Raw genomic sequence first — 24143 nt, 5'->3', positions numbered from 1 at the left:
GCAGAACCTGGCGGAGGCTGCTATCTTTTTTTCAAGATCAGGATCAAAAGATCGCAGCCTTCGGCGGCTCCTACAGCGAAATACCCGTCAAGGTGCGGGCTTCAGGCCGATCTTGTACAGCGAACCTTTCTCTTCATCGGTCAGCACATACAGATACCCGTCCGGCCCTTGCCGCACATCGCGAATACGCTGCTTGAGTTCGCCAAGCAAGCGCTCCTCATGCACGACCTTGTCGCCATCGAACTGCAAGCGGATCAATTCCTGAGTGACCAGAGCACCGACAAATGCATTGTGCTGCCACGGTTTGAAACGATCGGCATCGTAAAACGCCATGCCCGTCACACCCGGTGACTTCTCCCATACATGATGCGGCGCCACCGTGCCGTCGGCCGTTTTGCCCTGGGCTTCCGGGATTGGCTGCATTGAGTAATTGATGCCGTGGGTCGCCAGTGGCCAGCCGTAATTCTTGCCGCGCTCGATGATGTTCACCTCGTCGCCACCGCGCGGGCCGTGTTCGTTTTCCCACAGCGTGCCGGTCCACGGGTTGAGCGCCGCGCCCTGCGGGTTGCGTATGCCGTAGGCCCAGATTTCCGGGCGAACGCCGGACTGGCCGACAAAGGGGTTGTCGTCCGGCACCTTGCCGTCCGGGTAGATGCGCACGACCTTGCCTTGCAGCTTGTCGAGATCCTGCGCGGTCGGCCGGTCGTTGTTCTCACCGAGGGTAACGAACAGATAGCCGTCGCGATCGAACACCAGTCGCGAGCCAAAGTGATTGCCGACCGAAAGCTTCGGCTCCTGGCGGAAGATCACTTTGAAATCCTTCAACGTCTTCAAGTCATCCGAGAGTCGTCCTCGACCCACAGCAGTGCCGGCCTTGTCGCCGGCTCCGCCGCCTTCGGCATAGGACAGATACACGAGACGATCCTGTTTGAAGTCCGGCGACAGCACGACATCCAGCAACCCGCCCTGCCCCTTGGCCCAGACCTGCGGCACACCGGAGATCGGCGCTGACAGCGTGCCGTCGGCCGCGACTACACGCAAATGACCGGGACGCTCGGTGACCAGCATGCCCTGGCGATCCGGCAGAAACGCCAGCGCCCATGGATGCTCAAGGCCTGCGGTAATGGTCGTGACTTCGAGGGTGCCCTGTTCGCTTTGCAACTCTTTGGGGGCGGCGGCAAAGGCCGGAACGCTGATCAGCGCACCGGCACACAGTGTGGCTAGAAGGGTTTTACGCAACATGCACGATTCCTTTTGTTCGTTTGTGGGGCCGGCAGAACTTGGCTCTGCTGCTCAACGGTTGCTGTCTCCGCTGCGCGAAGGTGGGTTGGGTATGAACGTGGGTGGCGTACTCGGCACCGAACGGATCGGCTGGCCGTTGCCAATGCCCCGGTTCTCGACCGTAGGCTGACGCGGCGTTGGCACAGTGTTCGGTCCCCGAATGGGTGGAGCGCTGGGCTGAGTGCCCTGCATGCTGTTGGGGTTGGCCCGGCGGATCGGGCTGTTGTAGGGGTTATTGCTGTTGCCGGTCGGGCTTTGCGCCATCAGGACGTCGGCATGCACCAGTCCGCTGCTGAGGGTGAGGACGACGATGCCAAGCAGAATTCGATTCATGACGCTGCCTCTCGATGGGCCGGGGTTAGAGCGTTCGAGTCCACGCTACGCCCAGGGTTCGGATTTGTTAACCCGTCAGGCTTAAACAACATGTAACACGGCTTGACCAAGTGCCTGGCAACCCGCGCATTCCGGGGAAACTTTCAGTCGTGGCCGCAGGTCATCCGATCATCACTTGGAGAACTCACCATGGCTCGAGCAATCTGGAAAGGCGCAATCAGTTTCGGACTGGTGCACATCCCTGTCGCATTGGTCTCGGCGACCTCGTCGCAGGGCGTGGATTTCGATTGGCTCGACAGCCGCAGCATGGACCCGGTGGGTTATAAACGGGTCAACAAGGTCACCGGCAAGGAAGTTACCAAGGAGCACATTGTCAAAGGCGTGGCCTATGAAAAGGGCCGCTATGTGGTGCTCAGCGAAGAGGAAATCCGCTCGGCGCACCCGGTTTCAACGCAAACCATCGATATCTTCTCGTTTGTCGACGCCGAACAGATTCCCCTGCAAAACATCGACACGCCTTATTACCTGGCGCCGGACAAGCGCGGCGGCAAGGTCTACGCGTTGCTGCGTGAAACCCTGAGCAAGACCAACAAGGTCGCCCTCGCCCGCGTGGTCCTGCATACACGGCAATACCTGGCGGCGTTAATGCCGCTGGAGTCGGCGCTGGTGCTGGTGAAACTGCGCTGGCCGCAAGAGGTGCGCAGCCTCGACGAGCTGGAGCTGGGCAGCGAAGTGACCAAACCGCAGTTGGCCAAGGGCGAACTGGACATGGCCAAACGGCTGGTGCAGGACATGAGCGCGGACTGGAGCCCAGAAGACTACAAGGATGAATTTGAAGACAAGATCATGGCCCTGGTGGAGAAGAAGGCCCATGAAGGCAAGATCGAGGATGTTGAAACGGTGGGTGGCGAGGAAGAGCGCAAAACTGCGGATGTTATCGATTTGACCGAATTGCTGAAGCGCAGTCTGGGTGGGAAAGCGGCGGCGAAGCCGAAGGCGAAAGCAGAGAAACCGGCTAAGGCAGCGCCAGCGAAGAAAACCAAAAAGGCATCCTGATGGTGATTGGTTGCCCTTGAGATCGTCATCGCGAGCAGGCTCACTTCCACAGGGGAATGCATTTCAAATGTAGGAGTGAGCCTGCTCGCGATAGCGTAGGCAGCGTTTACGCCGAAATCAGATCAGGATAAAAATCGCCAGCAAACCACCGAAGATCGCCCACTTTTCCATGTAGTAGCGTTTGCGATTGCGTTTTTTCAGCTCTTTACCGCGCAAACGAATTTTGTAGATCCGGGTAAACAAGCGGTTGATTCCGCCCGTGCGATCGCCAGCATCGTTCGGTGCACCCGCCGCCGACATCACCGTGCGGCTGAACCAGGCATTGAAAGCAGCGGCCCAGCGGTACTTCATCGGCCGTTCAATGTCGCAGAACAGGATGATGCGGTTCTTGTCGGTGGTGTTTTCGGCGTAATGGATAAACGTTTCGTCGAACATCACCGCTTCGCCATCACGCCAGTGGTAGCTCTCTCCGTCGACATTGATGTAGCAGCCGGCGTCGTTCGGCGTGTCCAGGCCCAGATGATAGCGATAGGAACCGGCATACGGGTCACGGTGACGCACCAGTTTCGAACCGGGTGGCAGCTCGGCAAACATCGCCGCCTTGATCGAGCCGATGCTCTGCACCAGTTCGGTGGTGCGCGGACACAGTTTCATCGCCGACGGATGGCTCTCGCCGTACCACTTCAGATAGAACCGCTTCCAGCCGCTTTTGAAGAACGAGTTGAAACCGACATCGTCATACTGATTGGAGCGCTTGATCTCGCCGGCACGCAGCAGGTTCTGCCCTTCTTCGCGGATTTCTTGCCAATGCGCCTGCAGCGGACTCAGATCAGGAAACTCGCTTGGGTCCAGGTAGGGTTTGTTCGGCTTTTTCGAGAACAGATAAAGGAAGCAGTTGATCGGCGCAAGAAACGTCGAATGGTCGCTCAGTTGTCGCCCGAGTTTGTGTCGCACACGTCCACGCAGATGAACGTATGCAATAGAGATGACATAAATAGCAGCAATGATGAGTTTCACGGAAATCGTCACACGTCAGAAGTGAACAAACTGCGCGCCTGGCGGCCTGAGGCTCAGCGTCTTATGCAGTGGTCTGAATACAAATGGCACGTCCCTGGCCCGCGCCGTAACCGGACGCTCGGTGAAAGGTGGCATTTTAGCCACAGTTTGTAACCGATAGTGAGCGTTGATCTGTGAAAAACTGTCCGGTGCAGGTGCCAATCGGCGATCGTGGCGTAATCGCCCTATCGTTTAAAGAGCCAGACCAGTACAATCGCCGCCAAACTTTACGCGCCCCCCTTGGTTGATGACGGGACTTTCCCGCTTCAGCGCACTTTGACTCGGGCCACGCGCTCCAGCCGCACCCTCGCTTTTTAAGAATGCTTCGCAGGAAAAACCCTTGATTTCTACAGCTAACATCACGATGCAGTTCGGCGCCAAGCCGCTCTTCGAAAACGTCTCGGTCAAATTCGGTGCGGGCAATCGCTACGGTCTGATCGGCGCCAACGGTTGCGGCAAGTCGACCTTCATGAAAATCCTCGGCGGCGACCTCGATCCGTCCGGCGGTCAGGTCATGCTCGAGCCGAACGTGCGTCTGGGTAAATTGCGCCAGGACCAGTTCGCCTACGAAGAATTCACCGTGATCGACACCGTGATCATGGGTCACGAAGAGCTGTGGAAGGTCAAGGCCGAGCGCGACCGCATCTACTCGCTGGCGGAAATGTCGGAAGAAGACGGCATGGCCGTGGCCGAGCTGGAAACCGAATTCGCCGAGATGGACGGCTACACCGCCGAATCCCGTGCCGGCGAGCTGTTGCTGGGCCTGGGTATCGGCATCGAGCAACACTTCGGGCCGATGAGCGAAGTTTCGCCAGGCTGGAAACTGCGCGTGTTGCTGGCGCAGGCACTGTTTTCCGATCCGGAAGTACTGTTGCTCGACGAACCGACCAACCACCTGGACATCAACACCATCCGCTGGCTGGAAAACGTGCTGACCCAGCGTAACAGCCTGATGATCATCATCTCCCACGACCGTCACTTCCTGAACAGCGTGTGCACGCACATGGCTGACCTGGATTACGGCGAGCTGCGCCTGTTCCCGGGCAACTACGACGAGTACATGACCGTGGCGACCCAGTCCCGCGAGCAACTGCTGTCGGACAACGCCAAGAAGAAAGCACAGATTTCCGAGCTGCAATCGTTCGTCAGCCGCTTCTCGGCCAACGCCTCGAAAGCCAAGCAGGCCACCTCCCGCGCCAAGGCGATCGACAAGATCCAGCTGGCCGAGGTCAAGCCTTCGAGCCGTGTCAGCCCGTTCATCCGTTTCGAACAGAACAAGAAGCTGCACCGTCAGGCAGTCATGGTCGAGAAAATGGCCAAAGGCTTCGACGGCAAGCCGTTGTTCAAAGATTTCAGCTTCCAGGTTGAAGCTGGCGAGCGCGTGGCGATCATCGGCCCGAACGGTATCGGTAAAACCACCCTGCTGCGCACTCTGGTCAACGAACTGACCCCGGATGCCGGTAGCGTCAAGTGGACCGACGCCGCGGAACTGGGCTACTACGCGCAGGACCACGCGCACGACTTCGAAGACGACGTCACCCTGTTCGACTGGATGGGTCAGTGGACTCAGGGCGAGCAGATGATTCGCGGTACTTTGGGCCGCATGCTGTTCTCCAACGACGAGATCCTCAAGTCGGTCAAAGTGATTTCCGGTGGTGAGCAAGGTCGCATGCTGTTCGGCAAGCTGATCCTGCAAAAGCCGAACGTGCTGGTGATGGACGAACCAACCAACCACCTGGACATGGAATCGATCGAGGCGCTGAACCTGGCGCTGGAAAACTACCCGGGCACGCTGATTTTCGTCAGCCACGACCGTGAGTTCGTATCGTCCCTGGCCACGCGCATCATCGAGCTGAGCCCGGATGGCGTGACCGACTTCAGCGGCACCTACGATGACTACCTGCGTAGTCAGGGTGTGGTGTTCTAATAAGCAGCTGAAAACTGAAAAGCCCTGTCCATGTGACGGGGCTTTTTGCATGTGTTCGGTCAGAAATTCATTGGTTCAGATACCATCGCGAGCAGGCTCACTCCTACAAGGGTACGCATTTCAAATGTAGGAGTGAGCCTGCTCGCGATAGGGCCATCAGCAGCGACATCAATCCTCAGGGAAAGTAGTTAGCCTGCTTTCTTTTATTTCAAGCCCAAGCCATGATGCGAACTCTCCCACCGCCGCCCGCGAACGAGTCCTCATGTCTGCGCAGCAACTGCCACCGCAAAGCTCCATGGCGATCACCCTGCAGATCGTTTCCATCGTGTTCTACACATTTATTGCGTTCCTCTGCATCGGTTTACCGATCGCGGTGCTTCCCGGCTACGTGCACGAACAACTGGGGTTCAGCGCAGTCATTGCCGGACTGGTGATTGGCTCGCAGTACCTGGCCACCCTGCTCAGCCGGCCAATGGCCGGGCGTATGTCGGATACGCTCGGTACCAAACGGGCGATCATTTATGGTTTGTGGGGGATTGTCCTCAGCGGCTTGCTGACGCTGCTCTCGACGTTGCTGCAGGACTTTGCGCTGGCGAGCCTGATCATTCTGATCATCGGCCGTTTGCTGCTCGGTATCGCGCAGGGTTTGATCGGGGTCGGCACCATCAGTTGGTGCATGGGCCAGGTGGGCGTCGAGCACACGGCGAAATCCATCGGCTGGAACGGCATCGCCTCCTATGGGGCGATTGCCATTGGTGCGCCCTTAGGCGTGGTGATGGTCGCTGATTACGGCTTCACCAGTCTCGGCATCGCGCTGGCCGTGCTGGCGGCCGGCGCCCTGCTGCTGATCCGCAACAAGCCGTCGGTGCCGGTGATCCGTGGCGAACGGCTGCCGTTCTGGGCGGTGTTCGGGCGGATTGCTCCGTATGGCGCCAGTCTGACTCTGGCCTCGATCGGCTATGGCACGCTGACCACCTTCATCACGCTGTATTACCTCAACCGTGGCTGGACCGGCGCGGCATACTGCCTGACGGTATTCGGCGTGTGCTTCATCCTGTCGCGGCTGATGTTTATCTCGGCGATCAGTCGGTTTGGCGGTTTCAGATCGGCCATTGCCTGCATGACCATCGAAACCGTGGGTCTGGTGCTGTTGTGGCTGGCACCGTCCACCGCGTACGCCATGATCGGCGCGGGACTGGCGGGGTTTGGCCTGTCGCTGGTGTACCCGGCGCTGGGTGTCGAGGCGATCAAGCAGGTGCCCAGCTCCAGTCGCGGTTCCGGGTTGGGCGCTTACGCGGTGTTTTTCGATCTGGCGCTGGCGATTGCCGGGCCGTTGATGGGCGCGGTGGCGTTGAATCTGGGGTATTCGTGGATATTCTTCAGTGCGGCGCTGTTGTCGGTGATTGGACTGGGGCTGACCTTGCTGCTCCAGCGCCGGGCAACGACCTAATACCGACGCGGTCCCCTGTAGGAGTGAGCCTGCTCGCGATAGCGGAGTATCAGTCGACATTTTCTTTTCTGACACACCGCTATCGCGAGCAGGCTCACTCCTACAGGGGATTTGCGGCGTTATTGATCCGCGGTCTGCATGCCGGCCCGGGTCGACTTGCCCAACGCATGAGAAAAGAACCGTCCAGCCTCTGAGATCAGGTTGCGGTGAATGTCTTCGCGATCAACGCCATCGGCGTCGGTACACAGCGCTGGCATGGCGCGAATCTGCTCTTCGTTGCACGGCGCCATAAAGACGAAGTGCCCTGCCCCGGCGAGTAATTTGAAATCCGGCGCCGTCGGCAGCTTGCGCGCCAGCGCGGCGGCGTTCTTGTCGAAGGCCACCAGTTTGTCGCCATCGCCGCTATAGAGCAGCACCGGCACATGCACATCGGCGAGGGTGTGACGGCCAAACTTCAGACTCAGCGGCGCCATCAACAGCAAAGCATGCACGCGCGGGTCGGGCACCGGTTGCAGGTCATCACGATCAACAATCAACTCACCCTGCGTGTTGCAGGCATCATGATCGTCCGGGCGCTCCTGGCAATAACGACGCAGTCGATCAAGATCCGGTTGCGCCCCGGACAGAATCAACGCTGTCTCGCCGCCCGCGGAATACCCGATCACCCCGACCTGATCGGCGTTGACGTACGGCGCGAGCATGCGGTCGCCAAGGGTCGCGGTGATGGCTTCGGAAATCTGGATCGGCCGCCCGTAGAGGTTGCTCAGGGTGCCGAGTCGGCTGTGGTCTTTGGAGTTGTCACCGGGGTGAATCACCGCCACCACCACAAAGCCTTTGCGCGCCAGCGAGGTCGCCAGGTCGTGCAGCGCGAGCGGCGTGCCGGTGTTGCCGTGGGACAGCATCAGCATCGGAAAGCGGCCGATGGCGACCTTGGTGTCTTCGCCGGCCTCGACCGAATAGCCCTCGAGCAGGCTCAGGTGTTCGCGGTCGCTGGAGGGATAGAAGGCAATGGCGCGCATCGGTTGCAGGTCGAGCGGGTCGAGAAAAGTCATCTCGTGATAACCGACGCTCCACACAGGGTGTCGCCCAGGCGCAGCCTGCACTGAATTCAGGCTGCCCAGCAGGCAAATCAGTAACGCTGCACAAAGACGCATCATCGGATGCACCACCCTGTTGTGACTCAATCGAAAGATCCGTTGCGTTGCGGGCCAGAAACGCCGGGGGTTCGGTGTTCCGGTACGCCAATGCATTCAGACGCTGATTGTGTGACTGCATAACCCGGGCCAGATTATGTAACAGTCAGAAACAAAAAACTCCGTATTCGCCCCTTGCGGAACCAGAATACAGAGTTTTTTTGGTGCTACCTGAACATCAGCTGTTCTTTACGCAAGCCTTACGCGGCGGCGAACAGTTGCTCGCTGATCTTCGCTTGGGCAGCGGTCATCGCGTTGTTGCGCACTTCTTCGCCATAGGCCAGGCCTTCGGCGCGGACGATTTCGATGTCGGTGATGCCGAGGAAACCCAGCACCAGCTTCAGATACTCTTCATGAGCGATGCCGCTGGCCTGACCGGCATGGATGCCGCCGGAGGTGGAGACGATCACCACTTTCTTGCCGCCGCACAGGCCTTCAGGGCCGGCTTCGGTGTAACGGAAGGTCTGACCGGCAACGGCAACGCGGTCGATCCACGCCTTGAGTTGGGTCGGCACGGTGAAGTTGTACATCGGAGCCGCGATCACAACCGCGTCGGCAGCGATGAACTCGGCCAGGGTCGAAGCGCTCAGTTCGGCTTCGTGCTGTTGTGCGGCGTTGCGCAGTTCAGCGGTCGTGCCGGCGGCGACCAGAGTGGTCGAGGAGAAATGGCTGATGGCGTCGGCGGCCAGGTCGCGGTAGGTCACCACGGCGCTTGGCTCAGCGGTTTGCCAGGCCTTTACGACTTCGCTGCTCAACTGACGGGAAGCCGAGTTGTCGCCCAGAATGCTCGAATCGATATGCAGTAGTTTCATGTGGAATCTCCTGGAAGGAATCGCCGGTGGCGACGGAATGGAGACAATCCTACGCAAGAAACCAATGGATGATTAGCCGCCTGAAATGCGATAGTTTGTCCCACTGATAGAACAGTTGGATATCCCTGATGCAAGACCTCAACGATCTCTACTATTTCGCCAAAGTCGTCGAGGCCGGCGGTTTTGCTGCGGCCGGGCGCTTGCTGGGGATTCCCAAGTCACGGTTGTCGCGGCGCATTGCTGAACTGGAAGAACGCCTCGGCGCACGTTTGCTCCAGCGCACCACTCGCCAACTCAATCTCACCGCGGTTGGTGAACGTTACTTGCGTCACTGTCAGGCCATGTTGCTGGAAGCAGAAATGGCCGATGAGACGGTGGCGAGCATGTCCAGCGAGCCGCGCGGTCGACTGCGGGTCTCCTGCCCCACCGGTCTGGCGCGGGAAATGTTGCCGTGGGTGATCAGCGATTTCCTTGGCAAATTTCCTCAGGTGCAGCTGGAAGTGGTGTTGCTCAATCGCCGGGTCGATCTGGTCGGCGAAGGCTTTGATGTCGCGCTGCGCGTGCGTGAACACGGTGACGAAGATCCGCTGCTGGTGACCCGGCGTTTGCGTCAGGCGCAAATGGTGGTGGTGGCCAGCCCGGCGTTTTTACAGGGCAAGACGATTGACCATCCGCAAGACCTGAAACATCTGCCCGTGCTGGGTGCGCTGGAAGCGGATCGCATGGTGCATGTGCGCCTGCTCGATCAGCAGGGCCACAGTTTTGAACTGAACATGGAAGCCCGTTTGGGCATCGATGATTTCGTCGTGCGCAAGGCCTGTGTCCTCGCCGGTCAGGGCTTTACCCTGTTGCCGATGATGTATTGCGAAGCGGAGCTGGAAAACGGCACGCTGGTGCAGATGCTGCCAGAATGGTCACTGCCCGGCGGCTGGCTGCAAGCAGTCTATCCGCATCGACGCGGGGTGATGCCGGCGGTGCGCGCGTGGATCGATCATCTGGTCGAGTCGTTCAATGCCTGTGGGGAGCGGTTGTTATGAGCAAGGGAAAGATGAGCGAAGCCGATGTGGCGGCGTTCTGCCTGGCATTGCCGGGCGCTCGGGAAGATTACAAATGGGGTGGCGTGCGGGTGTTTTCGATTGCCGGCAACAAGATGTTTGCCTTGCAGGGACTGCGCGGGGATTCCCTGGCGTTCAAGGTCGACAAGGACCTGTTTCTTGGTCATTGCGACCGCCCCGGCATTCACCCGGCGCCGTATCTGGCGCGGGCGCAGTGGATCATCATGCAGCCGCCCTACCCGTTGGGCGCTGAGGAATTGCGCGAGTTGTTGCAACGCTCGCATCAACTGGTGGTGAGCAAGTTGCCGAAGAAAACCCAAATCGGTTTATTGCTGTAAACCCGATTCCTACAAAAGGAATTGCGGTGTATTCAGAACAGCATCAGCAAGTTCGAGCCAAGAAACAACTGGTCGATCCAGAACACCTGATGCAGCAGCACAATCACCCAGAACAGAATCTGAAACGACACCTTGCGCGTCTTGTGTCGAAACACCTGCTGGGCAATCAGCGCGCCCGGCCAGCCGCCCGCCAGCTCCACGGCATGGAGGATGTTCTCCGGTGTGCGCCAGGCATCGGTGCGGGCCTTGCGTTTGTCCGCCCAGTACATGAAGAACGCCAGCACACTGACGACGCCGTAAGCCGCTAGTGGCAACCACGAAATCCCGCGCAGCCACATGGACACAGAGCCGAACAGCGGCAGCGCGCAGACGATCAACAGAACCGCCAGTTTCAGCTTCAGGTTCTGAATGTTGTTGCCCCGCGAAGGTCGTCCTTCAGGCCGGCGTGCACGAGAATCGTTCATGGCCGGGCCGCCGCCCAGTCTACCCAGCCAAACTGCCAGGTCGCCAGAATCAGCAGACCGAATACGATTCGGTACCAGGCAAACGCCGCATAGCTGTGGCTGGCAATGAACTTGAGCAAGCCGCGCACAGCAATCATGGCGAAGATAAACGCGGTGACAAAACCGATGGCAAACACCGGGAAGTCCGCTGGCACAAACAGGTCGCGATACTTGTAGCCGGAGTAAACCGCCGCACCGACCATGGTCGGCATCGCCAGGAAGAAGGAAAACTCGGTGGCTGTCTTGCGCGACAGGCCGAACAGAAGCCCGCCAATGATCGTCGAGCCGGAGCGCGAGGTACCGGGAATCATCGCCAGGCACTGGGCGAAGCCGACTTTCAGGGCATCTTTCCAGGTGATCTCGTCGACCGTTTCGGCGTGCACTTCATGCTGACGCTTTTCCGCCCACAACATGATGATGCCGCCCACCACTAACGCGGCCGCGACGGTAATCGGATTGAACAGGTATTCGTGGATCAGGTCGGCAAAGACCACGCCCAGCACCACGGCGGGCAGAAACGCGATCAGCAGATTGGCGGTAAAACGCCGGGCACTGGGCTGGGTTGGCAAACCGATGACCACATCGAGGATCTTGCGCCGAAACTCCCAGACCACTGCGAGGATCGCGCCGAGCTGGATGATGATATTGAATGCCATGGCCCGTTCGCCGCCGAACTCGAGCAAGTCGGCAACGATGATCTGGTGTCCGGTACTGGAAATGGGCAAAAACTCCGTCAGCCCTTCTACAACTCCTAGTATCAGTGCCTGCAAGGCCGTCCAAAGATCCATCAATCCCCCAAAGAGCGATGCGCGCGGGCATGCTCCGATAGTATTTTTCTAGCGTTCACTGCGATCAGCGTAGCTGCAAATGGCTGTACCGATTCCGCGCGCACAGGATCCACACGAAACAGTCAAAATTCCGTGAAATAGCAATTTGGATTCAGGTTTTCACGCGCGGGGCCGAAATCCTAACAGACAAGCCTTAATAGCGCTGCCGCGTTATACGACTTGGGTCGCGTATGCCCGCTCACGAAATCGTGATTGGATGCTGGCGGTCGTTTATTACAAGAACAAGAATCCGGAGTGACAGCGTTATGAACAGCTTGCGCAGTGTGTCGATCAGCCGACGCTTGTGGCTCATCTTGATTGTGGCGGTGGTCATGTTGCTGACCTTGGGCGTGTTGATGCTCAAGCAGATCCATGACGACCTCTATCACGCCAAGGCCCAGAAAACCCAGCACGTGGTGCAGACCGCCAGCGGCCTGCTGACTTATTACCACGACCTCGAAACCGCCGGCACCCTGACCAGAGACGCGGCACAGAAGCAGGCGCTGACGGCGATTCGCGGCCTGCGTTACGACCAAAGCGATTACTTCTGGATCAACGACCTCACGCCTGTGATGGTCATGCACCCGACCAATCCGAAACTGGAAGGCCAAAACCTCTCGGCGATCCGCGATCCGGACGGCTTTGCGGTGTTCAACGAAATGGTCGCCATTGCCAGATCCAAGGGTGCGGGCATGGTCAATTATCGCTGGCCGAAACCGGGAGCGACTGATCCGGTGGCGAAGACTTCGTATGTGAAGCTGTTCGAACCTTGGGGCTGGGTGATCGGTTCCGGCGTGTACGTCGACGATGTGCAAGCCGAGTTCCAGGGGCAGATGATCAAGGCTTCGGTGATCGGCCTGGCGATTGCGCTGATCATGGCGCTGCTGGTGATCCTGATCGCGCGCAGCATCGTCCGTCCGCTGCAGGAAACCGTGAACGCCATGGCCAACATAGCCAGCGGCGAAAGTGATCTGACCCGCAGCCTCGATACTCACGGTAAAGATGAAGTGACTGAACTGGCGCATCACTTCAACGCCTTTACCGCCAAGTTGCGTCGAGTGATCGGTGACTTGCAGGTGTCGGCCAGTGCGCTGGGCCAGTCGTCCAGCGAACTGGGCAACGACGCTTCGCAAGCGCAGCAACGCAGTCAGCAGCAATCGCAGCAGATGGAACTGGTGGCTACCGCGATCAACGAAGTGACCTATGGCGTGCAGGACGTGGCGAAGAACGCCGAGCACGCCGCTGCGGAAATGCGTGATGCCGAAGCGCAGGCACAACAGGGCCAGATCAACATTGATGGCAGCTTGCAGCAAATCGACAAGCTGTCCGGCACGATTGATCAAGCGGTTGAAGTCATCCGCACCCTCGCCGCTGAAAGCACGCAAATCGGCACCGTACTGGAAGTGATTCGCTCGATTGCCGAACAGACCAATCTGCTTGCCCTCAACGCGGCCATCGAAGCTGCCCGCGCCGGCGAGCAAGGTCGCGGGTTTGCCGTCGTAGCGGATGAAGTGCGTTTGCTGGCGCAACGTACGCAGAAGTCGACGGCGGAAATCCAGTCGATGATCGAGCGCCTGCAGAGCCATTCCGAAGCCGCTGTGAAAGTGATCGGCGACAGCAGCAAGGCGTCGCAACTGACCATCGAACAAGCGGGGTTGGCCGGCGCGAGCCTGAATGCCATTGGCCAGGCGTTGCGTAATATCAATGGCCTGAATGCCTCGATTGCCAGCGCCACGCTGCAGCAGGCCCATGTGGTCGAGGACATCAATCAGAACGTCACGCAGGCGGCCGGTCTCTCGCACAGCACGGCGATCGCCGCCGAGCAGTCGAGCGCGGCCAGCCTGAAACTTGGTCAATTGAGCGAACAACTCAATGCCCTCCTGCGCCAGTTCCGCGTCTGACCCGTGTAACTCTGGTGAGCCCACCCCTCACCCCAGCCCTCTCCCCGAGGAGAGGGGGCCGACCGAGGTGTCTCAAGCTATACGTCGACCTGAAAAATCGAGTCGATTATGGATTCAACGCAGAAAGATCAGGTCGGCGTATCTCGAACATCCAACTCGGTCAATCCCCTCTCCCTACGGGCGGTCCGACGTTTCGGGAGGGTTAGGGTGAGGGGTTTAGCCCAATGCAGTACAATCCGCCCCCTTCTTTCACTCCCCCAAGGAACCCCCATGTCCGGGCTTGAACTGTTTGCCGCCGCCCTCGGGGTGATCGCGGTGTGGCTGACGGTCAAACAGAATCCGTGGTGCTGGCCGATCGGCCTGGTCATGGTGTTGCTCTATAGCTGGATCTTCTTTGAAGTGAAGCTGTACTCGGACATGTTGCTGCAAGTGATCTACGCCGCCCTGCAGGTTTATGGCTGGTGGCAGTGGACCCGGGCCGGGACGATGCATGATGGCCGTGAGGTGACCCGCCTTGACCAACGTTCTATCTGGATCGGCCTCGGCGTTGGCGCAGTTGGCAGCCTGCTGCTCGGCGCAGCCATGGCGCACTGGACCGACGCCGCACAACCGTGGCTGGATGCGGCGCTCACGGGTTTCAGCCTGGTCGCCCAGCTGTGGATGGCGCAGAAACGACTGCAATGCTGGGCATTGTGGTTTGTCCTCGATGTGATCTTTGTCGGACTGTTCCTCTATAAGGGGCTGTACCTCACCGCGGCGCTGTACGGTCTGTTCACCTTGCTGGCCATTCAGGGCTTTCGCGAATGGCGCGCAGACCCGGCGTTGCGCACATGAAGGTCGTGGTTCTGACCGGCCCCGAATCGACCGGCAAGAGCTGGCTGGCGGCGGGCCTGCAACAGCGCTTTGGCGGGGTGCGTGTGGATGAATACGTGCGTCGGTTTATCGAACTCAATCCGCGCGATACCTGCCTGGCCGACATCCCTGACATCGCCCGGGGCCAGTTGCAATGGGAAGATACAGCGCGGGCTCAACAACCGGCGCTGCTGATTCTCGATACCCATTTACTGAGCAATATCCTGTGGAGCCAGACATTGTTCGGCGATTGCCCGGACTGGCTGGAATCCGAGTTGCTGGCGCGGCATTACGACCTGCACCTTCTTTTATCGCCAGAACAGATTGACTGGACCGATGATGGCCAGCGCTGCCAACCGGATCTGGACGAGCGACTGGCGTTTTTCCAGGCTACGCAACACTGGCTGGAAAACCACGACCAGCGTTTTCAGGTTATCCAGGGCGACTGGGCCGATCGCCAGCTGAGATCCTTTGCCGCCGTTGAGCAACTGCTCGCCGAGTGACCCATACAGCGGGTCAGCTCCCGGCGTTTTCCCCTGTTTTGTCAGCAAAGTGTCCATTCCTGAAACACTTGTGCGGGTGCAGAGTGCCCGTCTCAGCACGATTCATGATTTTGTCACGGCAGTTGTTAAGCGGCTGAAACACCATGGCGCAAACCCTTGTTCCAGAGCTTTGTTCAGTGGATAGCCAGGTCACCGTGACCGTGCGTGTTTCAACCTTGAAACAGGTTGTGTATCAGTCATGCGCTTTTATTTCTCAACCAATTGAAAAACAAACACTTTTCAAAAGCGGCACAGCTTTCGCTCTCTCCTTCACAACGCTGACTAGGGCCAGCCCACTGAAGAAGGAATTGCAGCCGTGGGGACGATCAAAAAAGGTTTCACCTGCCTACTGCTCATCGGATCAGCAGCCAGCGCATTCATCAGCTTCAACGCTCAGGCAGAGCGCAATGGCGTGATCGTCCTCAACCGCGACGTTCAACCTATCCCGATCGGTCGCAATGGTGGCAAAGACCCCTACCCGACCACCGTCAATGCCAATCCATCGGCGCGCATCAATCAGACCCTGAGCAACACCGAGCTCAATGACGGTGACTTTGCCAATGTGGCCAGTGGCTCTTCCATTCGCGGCAACATGATCACACCAAATTCGAACCTGCCCGGCATGAACACGCTGACCAATCCCAATGGGATGCCTGGCATGAGCGCTGGCCATGGCGGCGGCTCTGGCGCCTCGATCTCCAATACGGTCAACCGGGCGATGAGTACCGGGCTTGCCCCTCTGACCCGTATGGCCGGAGGCCAATAAGATGAATCGCACCCTGCTTTTGCTTGCCTTGCTCGGCTGCTCCAGTGCAATGGCCGATACGAGCGCTGTCAATACTGCAAACCTTCAGGATTCCGGCATGCAATACCGCGGCAATTTCAACGTCAACCAGGCCGCCGGCGACCAGATGCAACAAGCCAACACCAAGGCAATCGCCATCGGCACCGATTCGCATGCCACCACCCGCGTCATCCAGAAGATCGACACACCGGCCGATCGCTCGATGAACGCCAGCGCCAACATTGGCGGCAACTCTTTCAGCAATGGCAACGGGATCCTCGGTGTGAACCAGGGCGCCGGGGCCAACAACCAGATGGCCAACGTGACGCGCGTCAGCATCAGTGCTGCCCCGCAGAGCGTTGACGACAGTGCCCTTTCGCAACAGAACGTGGCGCTTTTACCGAGCTCAGGAGCAACTGGTCCCTCTTCCGGCAGTCGCCAGGTCACGACAAGTGATCAGGCCTTCACCGGCAGCCGCGGGGTGATCCAGGTGAACCAGAGTGCCGGGGTGGGGAACCGTATGGCTAACACCCTGAGCATCCGGGTCGCTGACTGACCCAAACAACAAAAGCAGTGCAATTAGAAAAGTACCAACACTTAACCAACTAATAAGCACGATGGAGAAACACCATGAAACCTACAATGGCTCTCAAACCACTGGTTTTCGCACTTGCAGCAGTGATGGCAATCGCAGCACAGGCAGGCGGTCGTGATGACAATGATCACGGTCATGGTAACGGGCACGGCAATGGTCATGGCAATGGCCATGATCCAAAAGGCCCTACCCTCGAACAACTGCTGCAAATCGGCGCAGGCGCCGGTGCCGCAGTGCTCGACGCACAAGACAGCGATGGCAACGTGGTGAAAAACCAGGGCACCCTCAACAACGCCAACGCCAGCGACTCGCTCAATAACTCCAACGGCAACATGGGCGCCAACGTTGCAGCCGGTGACGGCAACCAACAAGACAACGCCGCTGCCCTGGCGACTGCCGACGAAAGCTTCATCTTCGGCACCGCTGTTGCTGCCTCGAGTGCAACTCAAGTCAACAACAACAACTATGTGAAAAACTCGTCCACCTTCAACAACGCTACGCTCAACAATGCAGGCAACAATGGTTCCGGCAACATCGGCATCAACGTGACCTCAGGCAACTTCAACCAGCAGAAAAACAACCTCGCGATCGCCGTTTCCGGTGGCCGTGTAGCCACAGCCGCCGCAGCCGCCAACCAGTCCTCCACCGGCCTGGTCGTGGAAAACAAAGGCGTGCAGGCTTACAAAACCGATACCCTTACCGGTACTTATGCCGCAGCTGGCACGTTCAAAGCCAAAGGCACTGCAACCATCGAAGACGACAACCATGGCGGTTGGGGCAACCGTGGCGGCGGCCACGGCGGCAACGATGATCAGAAAGCCAAGTTCGAAGCCGTGGGTACTTTTGGCCTCGCTGGCGTCACCACTCAGCAAGTGCTGACCAAAGATGGCTGGAAAACGCCTGTCGTCAACAATGCCAACATGACCAACTCGATGAACAACTTCTCCGGCAACGGCGGAGCCAACGTCTCGGCGGGTGTGGGCAACCAACAAAGCAACTCGCTGTCCATCGCTGCAGGTTGCAAAGCCTGCATGTAATCGCGATCGAAACGAAAGCCCCGGAAACGGGGCTTTTCCTCAGTCCGCAAAGGCGTATCGATCATGCGTAAGACGGCCCTTTTCGCCCTGCTTTGTGTCTGTGGCCTGACTCAGGCCGGTCAGATGCCCGTGGCTGCCCTGCCGGGTGGCACGCTCATCTACAAGAACGTGCAAAGCATCCGTGAGCGCAAGTTTGCCGACATCGTCGAACAGAAAACCGATTTCAGCTGCGGCGCTGCTGCACTGGCAACGGTGTTACGCCAGGCCTATTGGCTCGACGTCGATGAGGAGCACATCATCAAAGGCATGCTGGTCAGTGCAGACCAGGACCTTGTGCGTACCCAGGGTTTCTCCATGCTCGACATGAAGCGCTACGTAGAAACCATCGGCATGCGCGCAAGGGGTTACCGGATCCCGCCCGAAAAGCTCGAAGCGGTAACCATTCCGGTGGTGGTACTGATGGAAATTCGCGGCTACAAGCATTTCGTCGTCCTGCAGCGTTCGGACAAGGATTGGGTGTACATCGGAGACCCGGTTCTCGGCCATAAACGCTACAAACATGATGACTTTGTCAAAGGTTGGAACGGCATCGTGTTCGCCATCGTCGGTCCCGGATATGACAAGGCCAACGCCTTGCGCAGCCCTCCGGTGCCATTGACGGCCAAGAACAAGCTCGATGGTTTCAACCCTGTCAGAGATGCTGAATTGATGGACTTCGGGTTCATACAGAGCGACTTCTTTTAATCGCCGATTATAAAGAATGGGGCTGGATGTCCCGGGAGCAGCAAATGAAAACCTCATACTGGCTGGCCGCCGCCTGCCTGGCAGCGAGTGCGTCAGGCTATGCCAATGCAGGATTCAAACCTATCGAGATACAGGACCAGGAGCTGTCCGAATTACGCGGTCGTTATGTCATGCCGGGGCGGATCATCAGCTTCGGCGTTGTCATGAACAGTACCTGGCGCAACGCCGCTGGCGATCTGATCGGGGCAGCCACCTCGATGCAAATTCAGGCAGCCACGGTCAAACCCGAATTCTATGTGCAAACCATCAAAGAGCACGGCAACGGTAGCCCCCTGCCAACGGGTACCGGCACGATCACCGGCGGCGCCGGCCTCAACAGCAGCCAGGGCGTGACGCAAAGCGTCCGTGCCGCTGGCGACAGCAATACCGCCTACAACAACGTCGCCATCAATGTCTCGGAAGCCAGTCAGGCACCCGCGCTGGCGCCCGCTCAGGGGCAAGCGCTGATGGCCGGGCAAACCATCGGCGGTAGCAATGCCGCAGGCAGCGTAGCCGTTTCAGCCACCGGTGGCGGCGTACAAATGGCCATTCAGGCCGCCGGCAATCAGGGCACCGCCCTGCAACAGGTCGCCCAGGGTGGCTTGCTGCAGAACACCCGTTTGCTCGGCAGTGCCAACGTGGTCAACAACATGACGCAACTCAACGTCGTCCTGAACAATAACGGCATGAGCGCCGCCGCGCTGGATTGCAACCTGAATCAACTCAGAGCACTACGCTCCATTGGATATTGAACTACGCTCAGTCTCGATCATTGGGCTAAAAGGGACGGCTTTTTCATGTATCGATCAGTATCACTGCGTGCCGCAGTGTGTTTGAGCACTCTTCTCCCTGCGGCGATGCTTCAGGCAGCACCCGACGCAGATGTAGAGGCCCTGAAACAGGAACTACTGGAGCTGAAACAACGATACGAAGTACAACAAAAAGCCCTGGCGGTACTTGAACAACGAGTCCGTCAGGTAGAAGAGCAACCCACCGCCCCGCCGCCAAAACGTCTGGCCAAATCGCCTGCTGACCTGAAAGGCAATCGCGTCGCCACCGGCACCGGTGCGGCCGCCGCATCAGGAGGCGCCGCCGGGGGCAGTGGCGCTTCTTACGGGCAATCGCTGGCTGATGATTCACAACCGGCGCAGAGCGTTTCCAACCTGTACGACGAGGCCAGCGGCTTCTTCGGCGGCGGCAAGTTCAGCGTCGAAACCGGCATCACCTATTCGCGCTATGACACTCGCCAGTTGATTCTCAACGGCTTCCTCGCGCTGGATTCGATTTTCCTCGGCAACATCAACCTCGACCGGATCAAGGCCGACACCTGGACCCTCGACCTGACGGGCCGCTACAACTTCGACAATCGCTGGCAGTTCGACCTCAACGTGCCCGTGGTGTATCGCGAATCGACTTATCAGTCGGGCGGCGGCAACGAGGGCGCGGCGGGCGTAACCACCGAAGAAACCGTGACCAAGGATCCAACCCTCGGCGACGTCAATTTCGGCATCGCGTACAAGTTCCTCGACGAGTCGGTCAATACCCCGGATGCGGTGGTTACCTTGCGGGTCAAGGCGCCGACCGGCAAGGATCCGTTCGGCATCAAGCTGCGCCAGACCAATGCCAACTCCAACCTGTTCGTGCCTGACACCCTGCCTACCGGCAACGGCGTCTGGTCGATCACGCCGGGCATCTCGCTGGTCAAGACGTTTGACCCTGCCGTGCTGTTCGGCAGTTTGTCCTACACCCACAACCTGGAGGAGTCGTTCGACGACATCAGCTCGACCGTCAACCAGAAAAACCCGGGCAAGGTACGCATTGGCGACAGCTTCCAGATCGGTGCCGGTATTGCCTTTGCGCTGAACGAGAAGATGAGTATGTCGTTCTCGGTGTCTGACCTGGTTCAACGCAAGAGCAAGCTGAAGCAGGATGGCGGGGATTGGGAATCGGTGGTGTCCAGCGACGCCAACGCCGGTTACTTCAACGTCGGCATGACCATTGCGGCCACGGATAACCTGACCATCGTGCCCAATCTGTCCATCGGCATGACGGATGATGCCCCGGACTTTTCCTTCAGCCTGAAATTCCCGTACTACTTCTAACCATTGGGAAACGCAAAAGGCCCGTTGCGATCACCTCGCAACGGGCCTTTTCCATTTTCCGCCCTAGCGGATCTGATGCTTGTGCAGCAAACGATAGAACGTCGGCCGTGACACGCCGAGGACTTTGGCCGCAACGCTGAGGTTATCGCTGTGCCGGTTCAACACATCGCACAACGCCTGGCGTTCGGCGCGGGTCTTGTAATCTTCCAGCGTGCCCATCGGCGTGGCGATCGAGTGCTGGCTGATCAACCCCAGATCCCGGGCCTCGATCTGCCGGCCTTCAGCCAACACCAGGCCACGGCGCACACGGTTGGCCAGCTCCCGGACGTTGCCCGGCCAGTCATGCTTGCCCATGGCAATCAGTGCATCTTCACTGAAACTGCGTGGGCGTCGACCGGTTTCGTGGCTATAGAAGTGAGAAAAGTGGTTGGCCAGCATCGAGAGATCGCCATGGCGTTCACGCAACGGTGCGGTGACCACTTGCAGCACGTTGAGCCGGTAATACAGATCTTCACGAAAACGTTTCTTCTCGATGGCGGCTTCAAGGTCGACGTGAGTCGCCGCCAGAACGCGCACATCCACCGGGATCGGCTGACTGCCGCCGACGCGTTCGATGTGTTTTTCCTGCAGGAAGCGCAGCAGGTTAGCTTGCAACTCCAATGGCAGATCACCGATCTCATCAAGAAACAGCGTGCCGCCATTGGCCGCTTCAATACGCCCGACCTTGCGCTGGTGCGCGCCGGTAAAAGCACCTTTCTCGTGACCGAACAGCTCGGACTGAATCAAATGCTCGGGTATCGCCCCGCAATTGATCGCTACAAAAGGTTTGCTGTGGCGCTGGGATTGTCGGTGCAGCGTGCGCGCGACCAGTTCTTTGCCGGTACCGCTTTCGCCGCGGATCAACACCGGCGATTCGGTCGGTGCCAGTTTGCTGAGCAATTTGCGCAGCTCGCGAATCGGCTTGCTGTCGCCGAGCAATTCATGTTCGGGCTGGTCCACGTGAATCGTGCCTTGCCCGCGCAAACGCGCCATGCCGAACGCACGGCCAAGGGTGACCTGCACCCGCGACACGTCAAATGGCAGTGTATGAAAATCGAAAAACCATTCACAGACGAAGTCTCCGACGTTCTGTAAACGCAAGACTTCCTGATTGAGCACGGCGATCCATTCGGTGCCGCTGCGACTGATCAGCTCCTTGACGGCTTCGGGGCGTTCGAGGTGAAACGGCTGTAAACGCAACAAGCCGACATCGCAACTGCGATCGGCGGCGTTTTCCAGAGTGCAACTGTCGACATCCCAGCCTACGGCGCGTAATCCGGGCAATAAGCGGTGGCAGTCGTCGCACGGATCGACCACCAATAAACGTCGTAACGCTGGCGCTTCGCTCATGACTGTTCCTTGGCGCCAAATTATTAGAAATGATTGTAAAAACAGTCATTTGGCAGACCCGACTGTAACACTAGCAAGATTTTGACAGGGCCTTGTATCGATTGCTTATAGGCGTACAAGCAAATACGTTATAAGAACCTAAGTTATTAGTAAGCTATCGACTTATTTTTTCAGCCCCGACCTTTCAGCGAGCTTTCAAACGCGTTGTAAAAAGCATCGGCCTGAAAGAAAGTTGAAATTTCTTTGTTTCATGTGTGACCTGCCTGCGGGTTCGGTGCATCAGTACAAGTAGAAGCCGCACGGTAAGCCCAACCGACGGCACATCACTTGATTGGGCACGACAGAGAGAAAAAAACATGACCGCCCCGCTCCGTATCAACGAAGCTCTTTTGATTGCCAACCACGCGTTCAAACCTTTTCAGTGCGTGGCCTGGGCACCACAAGACGGCAATGGCGAATTGAGCCTGACCGTGATCGATCGGACCAATTCGCACATCGGTCGCCAAAAGATCCCAAGCAGCGCCTACTCCGATCCTGCGCAACTCGAGCAGCTGCTGCAACAGGCTCGCGCTGAACTCAGCAAAGAAGGCCATTTGCTGCAATCCTGGTCGATGCCACACTAACAACCGGGCAATGCGGATGACACTCAGGTCATCCGCCCTCCTCTGTTAGTTGTTTTCTTTTCAATTCCCAAACTTCTGCCCAACGCATGGCAACGTATCCAGCTTAATGCTTGGCCGGCTTGCTAGTGGTTCAAAAAGACACTGTTCTGGCACAGTGCGACCCTCCACCTGTTAGTTATCACAGTTGTACTTCTCCCGGTTCAGGGATTGAATGTTTCGCTCGTGCAGTTACCCATCCGGTTTCCGGTACAAGGTCAACTCGCAAGGAGATGCGTGCATGGCGACTCTGAACACTTCTGTGCTGCCGGCGTTATCGACAACGCTATTCACGCGCGCCGGTCAACTTGACAACACCTTTGCCACTACCGGTGTCGCTCAAGTGTATTTCGCTGACAGTGTGTCCAGTCTGACCGAGGACATCGCCCTCGATGCGCAGGGGCGGATTCTGGTTGCGGCCAAGGTCGGCGTCGCCACTGGCAGCCGATTCGGGCTGGCGCGAATGCTGGCCGACGGCTCGGCCGATCTGGCCTTTGGCGTTCAGGGCAGCGTGATCGGCACCTTTGCCCGCGGTTTTGAAGCCACGGCCGGCAAAGTCCAGGCACTGCCCGACGGACGCATCCTGCTCGCCGGCCTGCATTATGAAAACGCTCATCGCACCTTGCCGGCACTGGCCATGTTCGACGCACAGGGTAAACCGGACCTGAGTTTCGGCGACAATGGCCATCAGGTCGTGCGCCTGCCCGGCGACCTGTCCATGGGCAGCCGGGATGCCTGGCTGCCGCCGGGTGTACCGGGCGCCGAAGCCTGCGACTTTGTGGTCCAGGATGACGGCCATATTCTGTTGATCGCCAATCACCACTTCGAACTCGCCGACCATGCCGGCATGCTGATTCGCCTCAAGCCCGACGGCAGTCTGGATGAAACCTTCAACCGCCGCGGTTTCGTGATGATTCGCCACTTGCTGCTCAACACCTGGCTCAGCAGCCTGCTATTGCAACAGGACGGGCGCATCGTGGTGGCAGGTTCCATTGACTTTCCGCAGGAGGGTCTGCTGGCGCGCTACCTGCCCGACGGCTGCCTCGATGAGCGTTTTGCCGTGGACGGCTTCATGGCGTTCAAGGCACACGGGCAAAGCGCCCAGGTCAGTCAGGTCCTTGAGTCGGCGGATGCACTGCATTGTTTCGGTAGCAGCCGCGACCCGATTCGCTGCATGGCGTATAGCGTGCACACCAATGGTCGGCCGAACCTGCACAACCATGGCGGCCAGCCACAACTGCTGGAAATCGGCCCGAGCGGCTGCCAATGGAGCGCCGCTCAACCCATGGCAGACGGCCGCATCATCGCGGTCGGTGCAACCATTGGCGGATTCGAGGCGGATTTCATTGTTGCCCGTTACCTGAGTGATGGCGGCCTGGATCACAGCTTCGGCGACGGCAAAGGCTGGTTGCGCACGCGTCTGGGGCGCAGCCTCGACACAGCCAATTCGCTGGCCGTGCAAGCGGATAACGCCATTCTCGTTGGTGGTTATTCATTGGATGGCAATTATCGGGCGATGGTGGCGCGATATCTCAATCCGTAAGTCTGCGGCCGTCAACAGCGTTTACCATTCGTCGGTTTTGGCCCTGGACCTGTAATTTCTGACAGTAGACGTTAGCTGCGATCAGCGTTGAGATGGCGACACACGCAGATGGCTGCGTGGTGATC

Annotated in this window: 24 protein-coding genes; 16 read left to right on the top strand and 8 right to left on the bottom strand. The window is 58.6% G+C overall.

The annotated features are described in order from the left end of the window. Nucleotides 1–87: 87 nt before the first annotated feature. Together ACM6IV_RS08655 and ACM6IV_RS08650 are read right to left on the bottom strand one after the other, a co-directional pair. Nucleotides 88–1242, bottom strand: a complete 1155-nt coding sequence (locus ACM6IV_RS08655) for a PQQ-dependent sugar dehydrogenase (RefSeq protein ID WP_414869593.1) — start codon at nt 1240–1242, stop codon at nt 88–90. Between the two features lie 51 nt (nt 1243–1293). Continuing rightward, nucleotides 1294–1614: a hypothetical protein gene (locus ACM6IV_RS08650; protein ID WP_414869592.1), complete on the bottom strand. Its 321-nt coding sequence runs from the start codon at nt 1612–1614 to the stop codon at nt 1294–1296. Nucleotides 1615–1803: 189 nt separating this feature from the next. Between ACM6IV_RS08650 and ACM6IV_RS08645 the strand changes: the two genes are divergently transcribed. Then, on the top strand, nt 1804–2670 hold the full coding sequence (locus ACM6IV_RS08645) for a Ku protein (RefSeq protein ID WP_414869591.1): 867 nt from the start codon (nt 1804–1806) through the stop codon (nt 2668–2670). Between the two features lie 117 nt (nt 2671–2787). Here ACM6IV_RS08645 and lpxO read toward each other — a convergent pair whose 3' ends face one another. Further along, entirely contained in the window at nt 2788–3687 is a 900-nt protein-coding gene (lpxO, locus tag ACM6IV_RS08640) for a lipid A hydroxylase LpxO (RefSeq protein ID WP_414869590.1), read from the bottom strand. Between the two features lie 379 nt (nt 3688–4066). Between lpxO and ACM6IV_RS08635 the strand changes: the two genes are divergently transcribed. Then, on the top strand, nt 4067–5653 hold the full coding sequence (locus ACM6IV_RS08635) for an ABC-F family ATPase (protein WP_123450015.1): 1587 nt from the start codon (nt 4067–4069) through the stop codon (nt 5651–5653). Nucleotides 5654–5915: 262 nt separating this feature from the next. Next, nucleotides 5916–7103 (top strand): MFS transporter, encoded by a 1188-nt coding sequence (locus ACM6IV_RS08630; protein WP_414869589.1) that lies wholly within the window; start codon nt 5916–5918, stop codon nt 7101–7103. Between the two features lie 119 nt (nt 7104–7222). Here the strand turns inward: ACM6IV_RS08630 and ACM6IV_RS08625 are convergent, their stop codons facing one another. Both ACM6IV_RS08625 and ACM6IV_RS08620 read right to left on the bottom strand, forming a co-directional pair. Continuing rightward, nucleotides 7223–8260, bottom strand: a complete 1038-nt coding sequence (locus tag ACM6IV_RS08625; protein ID WP_414869588.1) for an alpha/beta hydrolase family protein — start codon at nt 8258–8260, stop codon at nt 7223–7225. A 236-nt stretch (nt 8261–8496) separates the two neighbouring features. Next, nucleotides 8497–9108 carry an FMN-dependent NADH-azoreductase gene (locus ACM6IV_RS08620; protein ID WP_150649445.1) on the bottom strand — a complete coding sequence of 204 codons (612 nt, stop codon included), beginning with the start codon at nt 9106–9108 and terminating at the stop codon, nt 8497–8499. Between the two features lie 128 nt (nt 9109–9236). Between ACM6IV_RS08620 and ACM6IV_RS08615 the strand changes: the two genes are divergently transcribed. Beyond that, nucleotides 9237–10145 (top strand): LysR substrate-binding domain-containing protein, encoded by a 909-nt coding sequence (locus tag ACM6IV_RS08615; RefSeq protein ID WP_414869587.1) that lies wholly within the window; start codon nt 9237–9239, stop codon nt 10143–10145. Beyond that, the gene (locus tag ACM6IV_RS08610) at nt 10142–10501 is read left to right on the top strand and encodes an MmcQ/YjbR family DNA-binding protein (RefSeq protein WP_414869586.1); all 360 of its coding nucleotides are present in this window, start codon (nt 10142–10144) and stop codon (nt 10499–10501) included. Before ACM6IV_RS08615 ends, ACM6IV_RS08610 begins: the two co-directional genes overlap by 4 nt. 32 nt (nt 10502–10533) lie before the next feature. On the opposite strand, the gene ACM6IV_RS08605 is transcribed toward ACM6IV_RS08610, so the two are convergent. After that, nucleotides 10534–10965, bottom strand: a complete 432-nt coding sequence (locus tag ACM6IV_RS08605) for a DUF1294 domain-containing protein (protein ID WP_414869585.1) — start codon at nt 10963–10965, stop codon at nt 10534–10536. Then, nucleotides 10962–11792 (bottom strand): undecaprenyl-diphosphate phosphatase, encoded by an 831-nt coding sequence (locus ACM6IV_RS08600; protein ID WP_414869584.1) that lies wholly within the window; start codon nt 11790–11792, stop codon nt 10962–10964. Before ACM6IV_RS08600 ends, ACM6IV_RS08605 begins: the two co-directional genes overlap by 4 nt. A 305-nt stretch (nt 11793–12097) precedes the next feature. On the opposite strand from ACM6IV_RS08600, the gene ACM6IV_RS08595 reads away from it, so the two are divergent. The 9 genes from ACM6IV_RS08595 to ACM6IV_RS08555 all read left to right on the top strand — a co-directional run bounded on the left by ACM6IV_RS08595 (nt 12098) and on the right by ACM6IV_RS08555 (nt 20427). Beyond that, a complete protein-coding gene (locus ACM6IV_RS08595) occupies nt 12098–13732 on the top strand; it encodes a methyl-accepting chemotaxis protein (RefSeq protein ID WP_414869583.1) in 1635 nt (544 codons plus the stop codon). Nucleotides 13733–14002: 270 nt separating this feature from the next. Continuing rightward, entirely contained in the window at nt 14003–14566 is a 564-nt protein-coding gene (gene pnuC, locus ACM6IV_RS08590) for a nicotinamide riboside transporter PnuC (protein ID WP_414869582.1), read from the top strand. Continuing rightward, nucleotides 14563–15087 carry an AAA family ATPase gene (locus ACM6IV_RS08585; RefSeq protein WP_414869581.1) on the top strand — a complete coding sequence of 175 codons (525 nt, stop codon included), beginning with the start codon at nt 14563–14565 and terminating at the stop codon, nt 15085–15087. The genes pnuC and ACM6IV_RS08585 overlap by 4 nt, the downstream gene beginning before the upstream one ends. Nucleotides 15088–15442: 355 nt before the next feature. Further along, entirely contained in the window at nt 15443–15892 is a 450-nt protein-coding gene (locus ACM6IV_RS08580; RefSeq protein WP_414869580.1) for a hypothetical protein, read from the top strand. 1 nt (nt 15893) lies between these two features. Continuing rightward, on the top strand, nt 15894–16466 hold the full coding sequence (locus ACM6IV_RS08575) for an adhesin (RefSeq protein WP_414869579.1): 573 nt from the start codon (nt 15894–15896) through the stop codon (nt 16464–16466). A gap of 74 nt (nt 16467–16540) precedes the next feature. Then, nucleotides 16541–17542, top strand: a complete 1002-nt coding sequence (locus ACM6IV_RS08570) for a heme utilization protein (RefSeq protein WP_414869578.1) — start codon at nt 16541–16543, stop codon at nt 17540–17542. A 63-nt stretch (nt 17543–17605) separates the two neighbouring features. Continuing rightward, on the top strand, nt 17606–18286 hold the full coding sequence (locus ACM6IV_RS08565; protein WP_414869577.1) for a C39 family peptidase: 681 nt from the start codon (nt 17606–17608) through the stop codon (nt 18284–18286). A gap of 44 nt (nt 18287–18330) precedes the next feature. After that, nucleotides 18331–19077: a hypothetical protein gene (locus tag ACM6IV_RS08560; RefSeq protein ID WP_414869576.1), complete on the top strand. Its 747-nt coding sequence runs from the start codon at nt 18331–18333 to the stop codon at nt 19075–19077. Nucleotides 19078–19122: 45 nt separating this feature from the next. Continuing rightward, entirely contained in the window at nt 19123–20427 is a 1305-nt protein-coding gene (locus ACM6IV_RS08555; protein WP_414869575.1) for a hypothetical protein, read from the top strand. 63 nt (nt 20428–20490) lie between these two features. Here ACM6IV_RS08555 and ACM6IV_RS08550 read toward each other — a convergent pair whose 3' ends face one another. Continuing rightward, entirely contained in the window at nt 20491–21816 is a 1326-nt protein-coding gene (locus ACM6IV_RS08550) for a sigma-54 dependent transcriptional regulator (RefSeq protein WP_016983762.1), read from the bottom strand. 356 nt (nt 21817–22172) lie between these two features. On the opposite strand from ACM6IV_RS08550, the gene ACM6IV_RS08545 reads away from it, so the two are divergent. Continuing rightward, the gene (locus tag ACM6IV_RS08545) at nt 22173–22439 is read left to right on the top strand and encodes a hypothetical protein (RefSeq protein WP_414869574.1); all 267 of its coding nucleotides are present in this window, start codon (nt 22173–22175) and stop codon (nt 22437–22439) included. A gap of 277 nt (nt 22440–22716) precedes the next feature. Beyond that, on the top strand, nt 22717–24018 hold the full coding sequence (locus ACM6IV_RS08540; protein WP_414869573.1) for a hypothetical protein: 1302 nt from the start codon (nt 22717–22719) through the stop codon (nt 24016–24018). The last annotated feature ends 125 nt before the right edge of the window (nt 24019–24143 follow it).

Source organism: Pseudomonas sp. IT-347P, assembly GCF_949768005.1.
In the GTDB taxonomy this organism is placed as follows: Bacteria; Pseudomonadota; Gammaproteobacteria; order Pseudomonadales; family Pseudomonadaceae; genus Aquipseudomonas.
The sequence above is the reverse complement of the archived record's forward strand: the minus strand, read 5'-3'. Positions and strand labels throughout refer to the sequence as shown.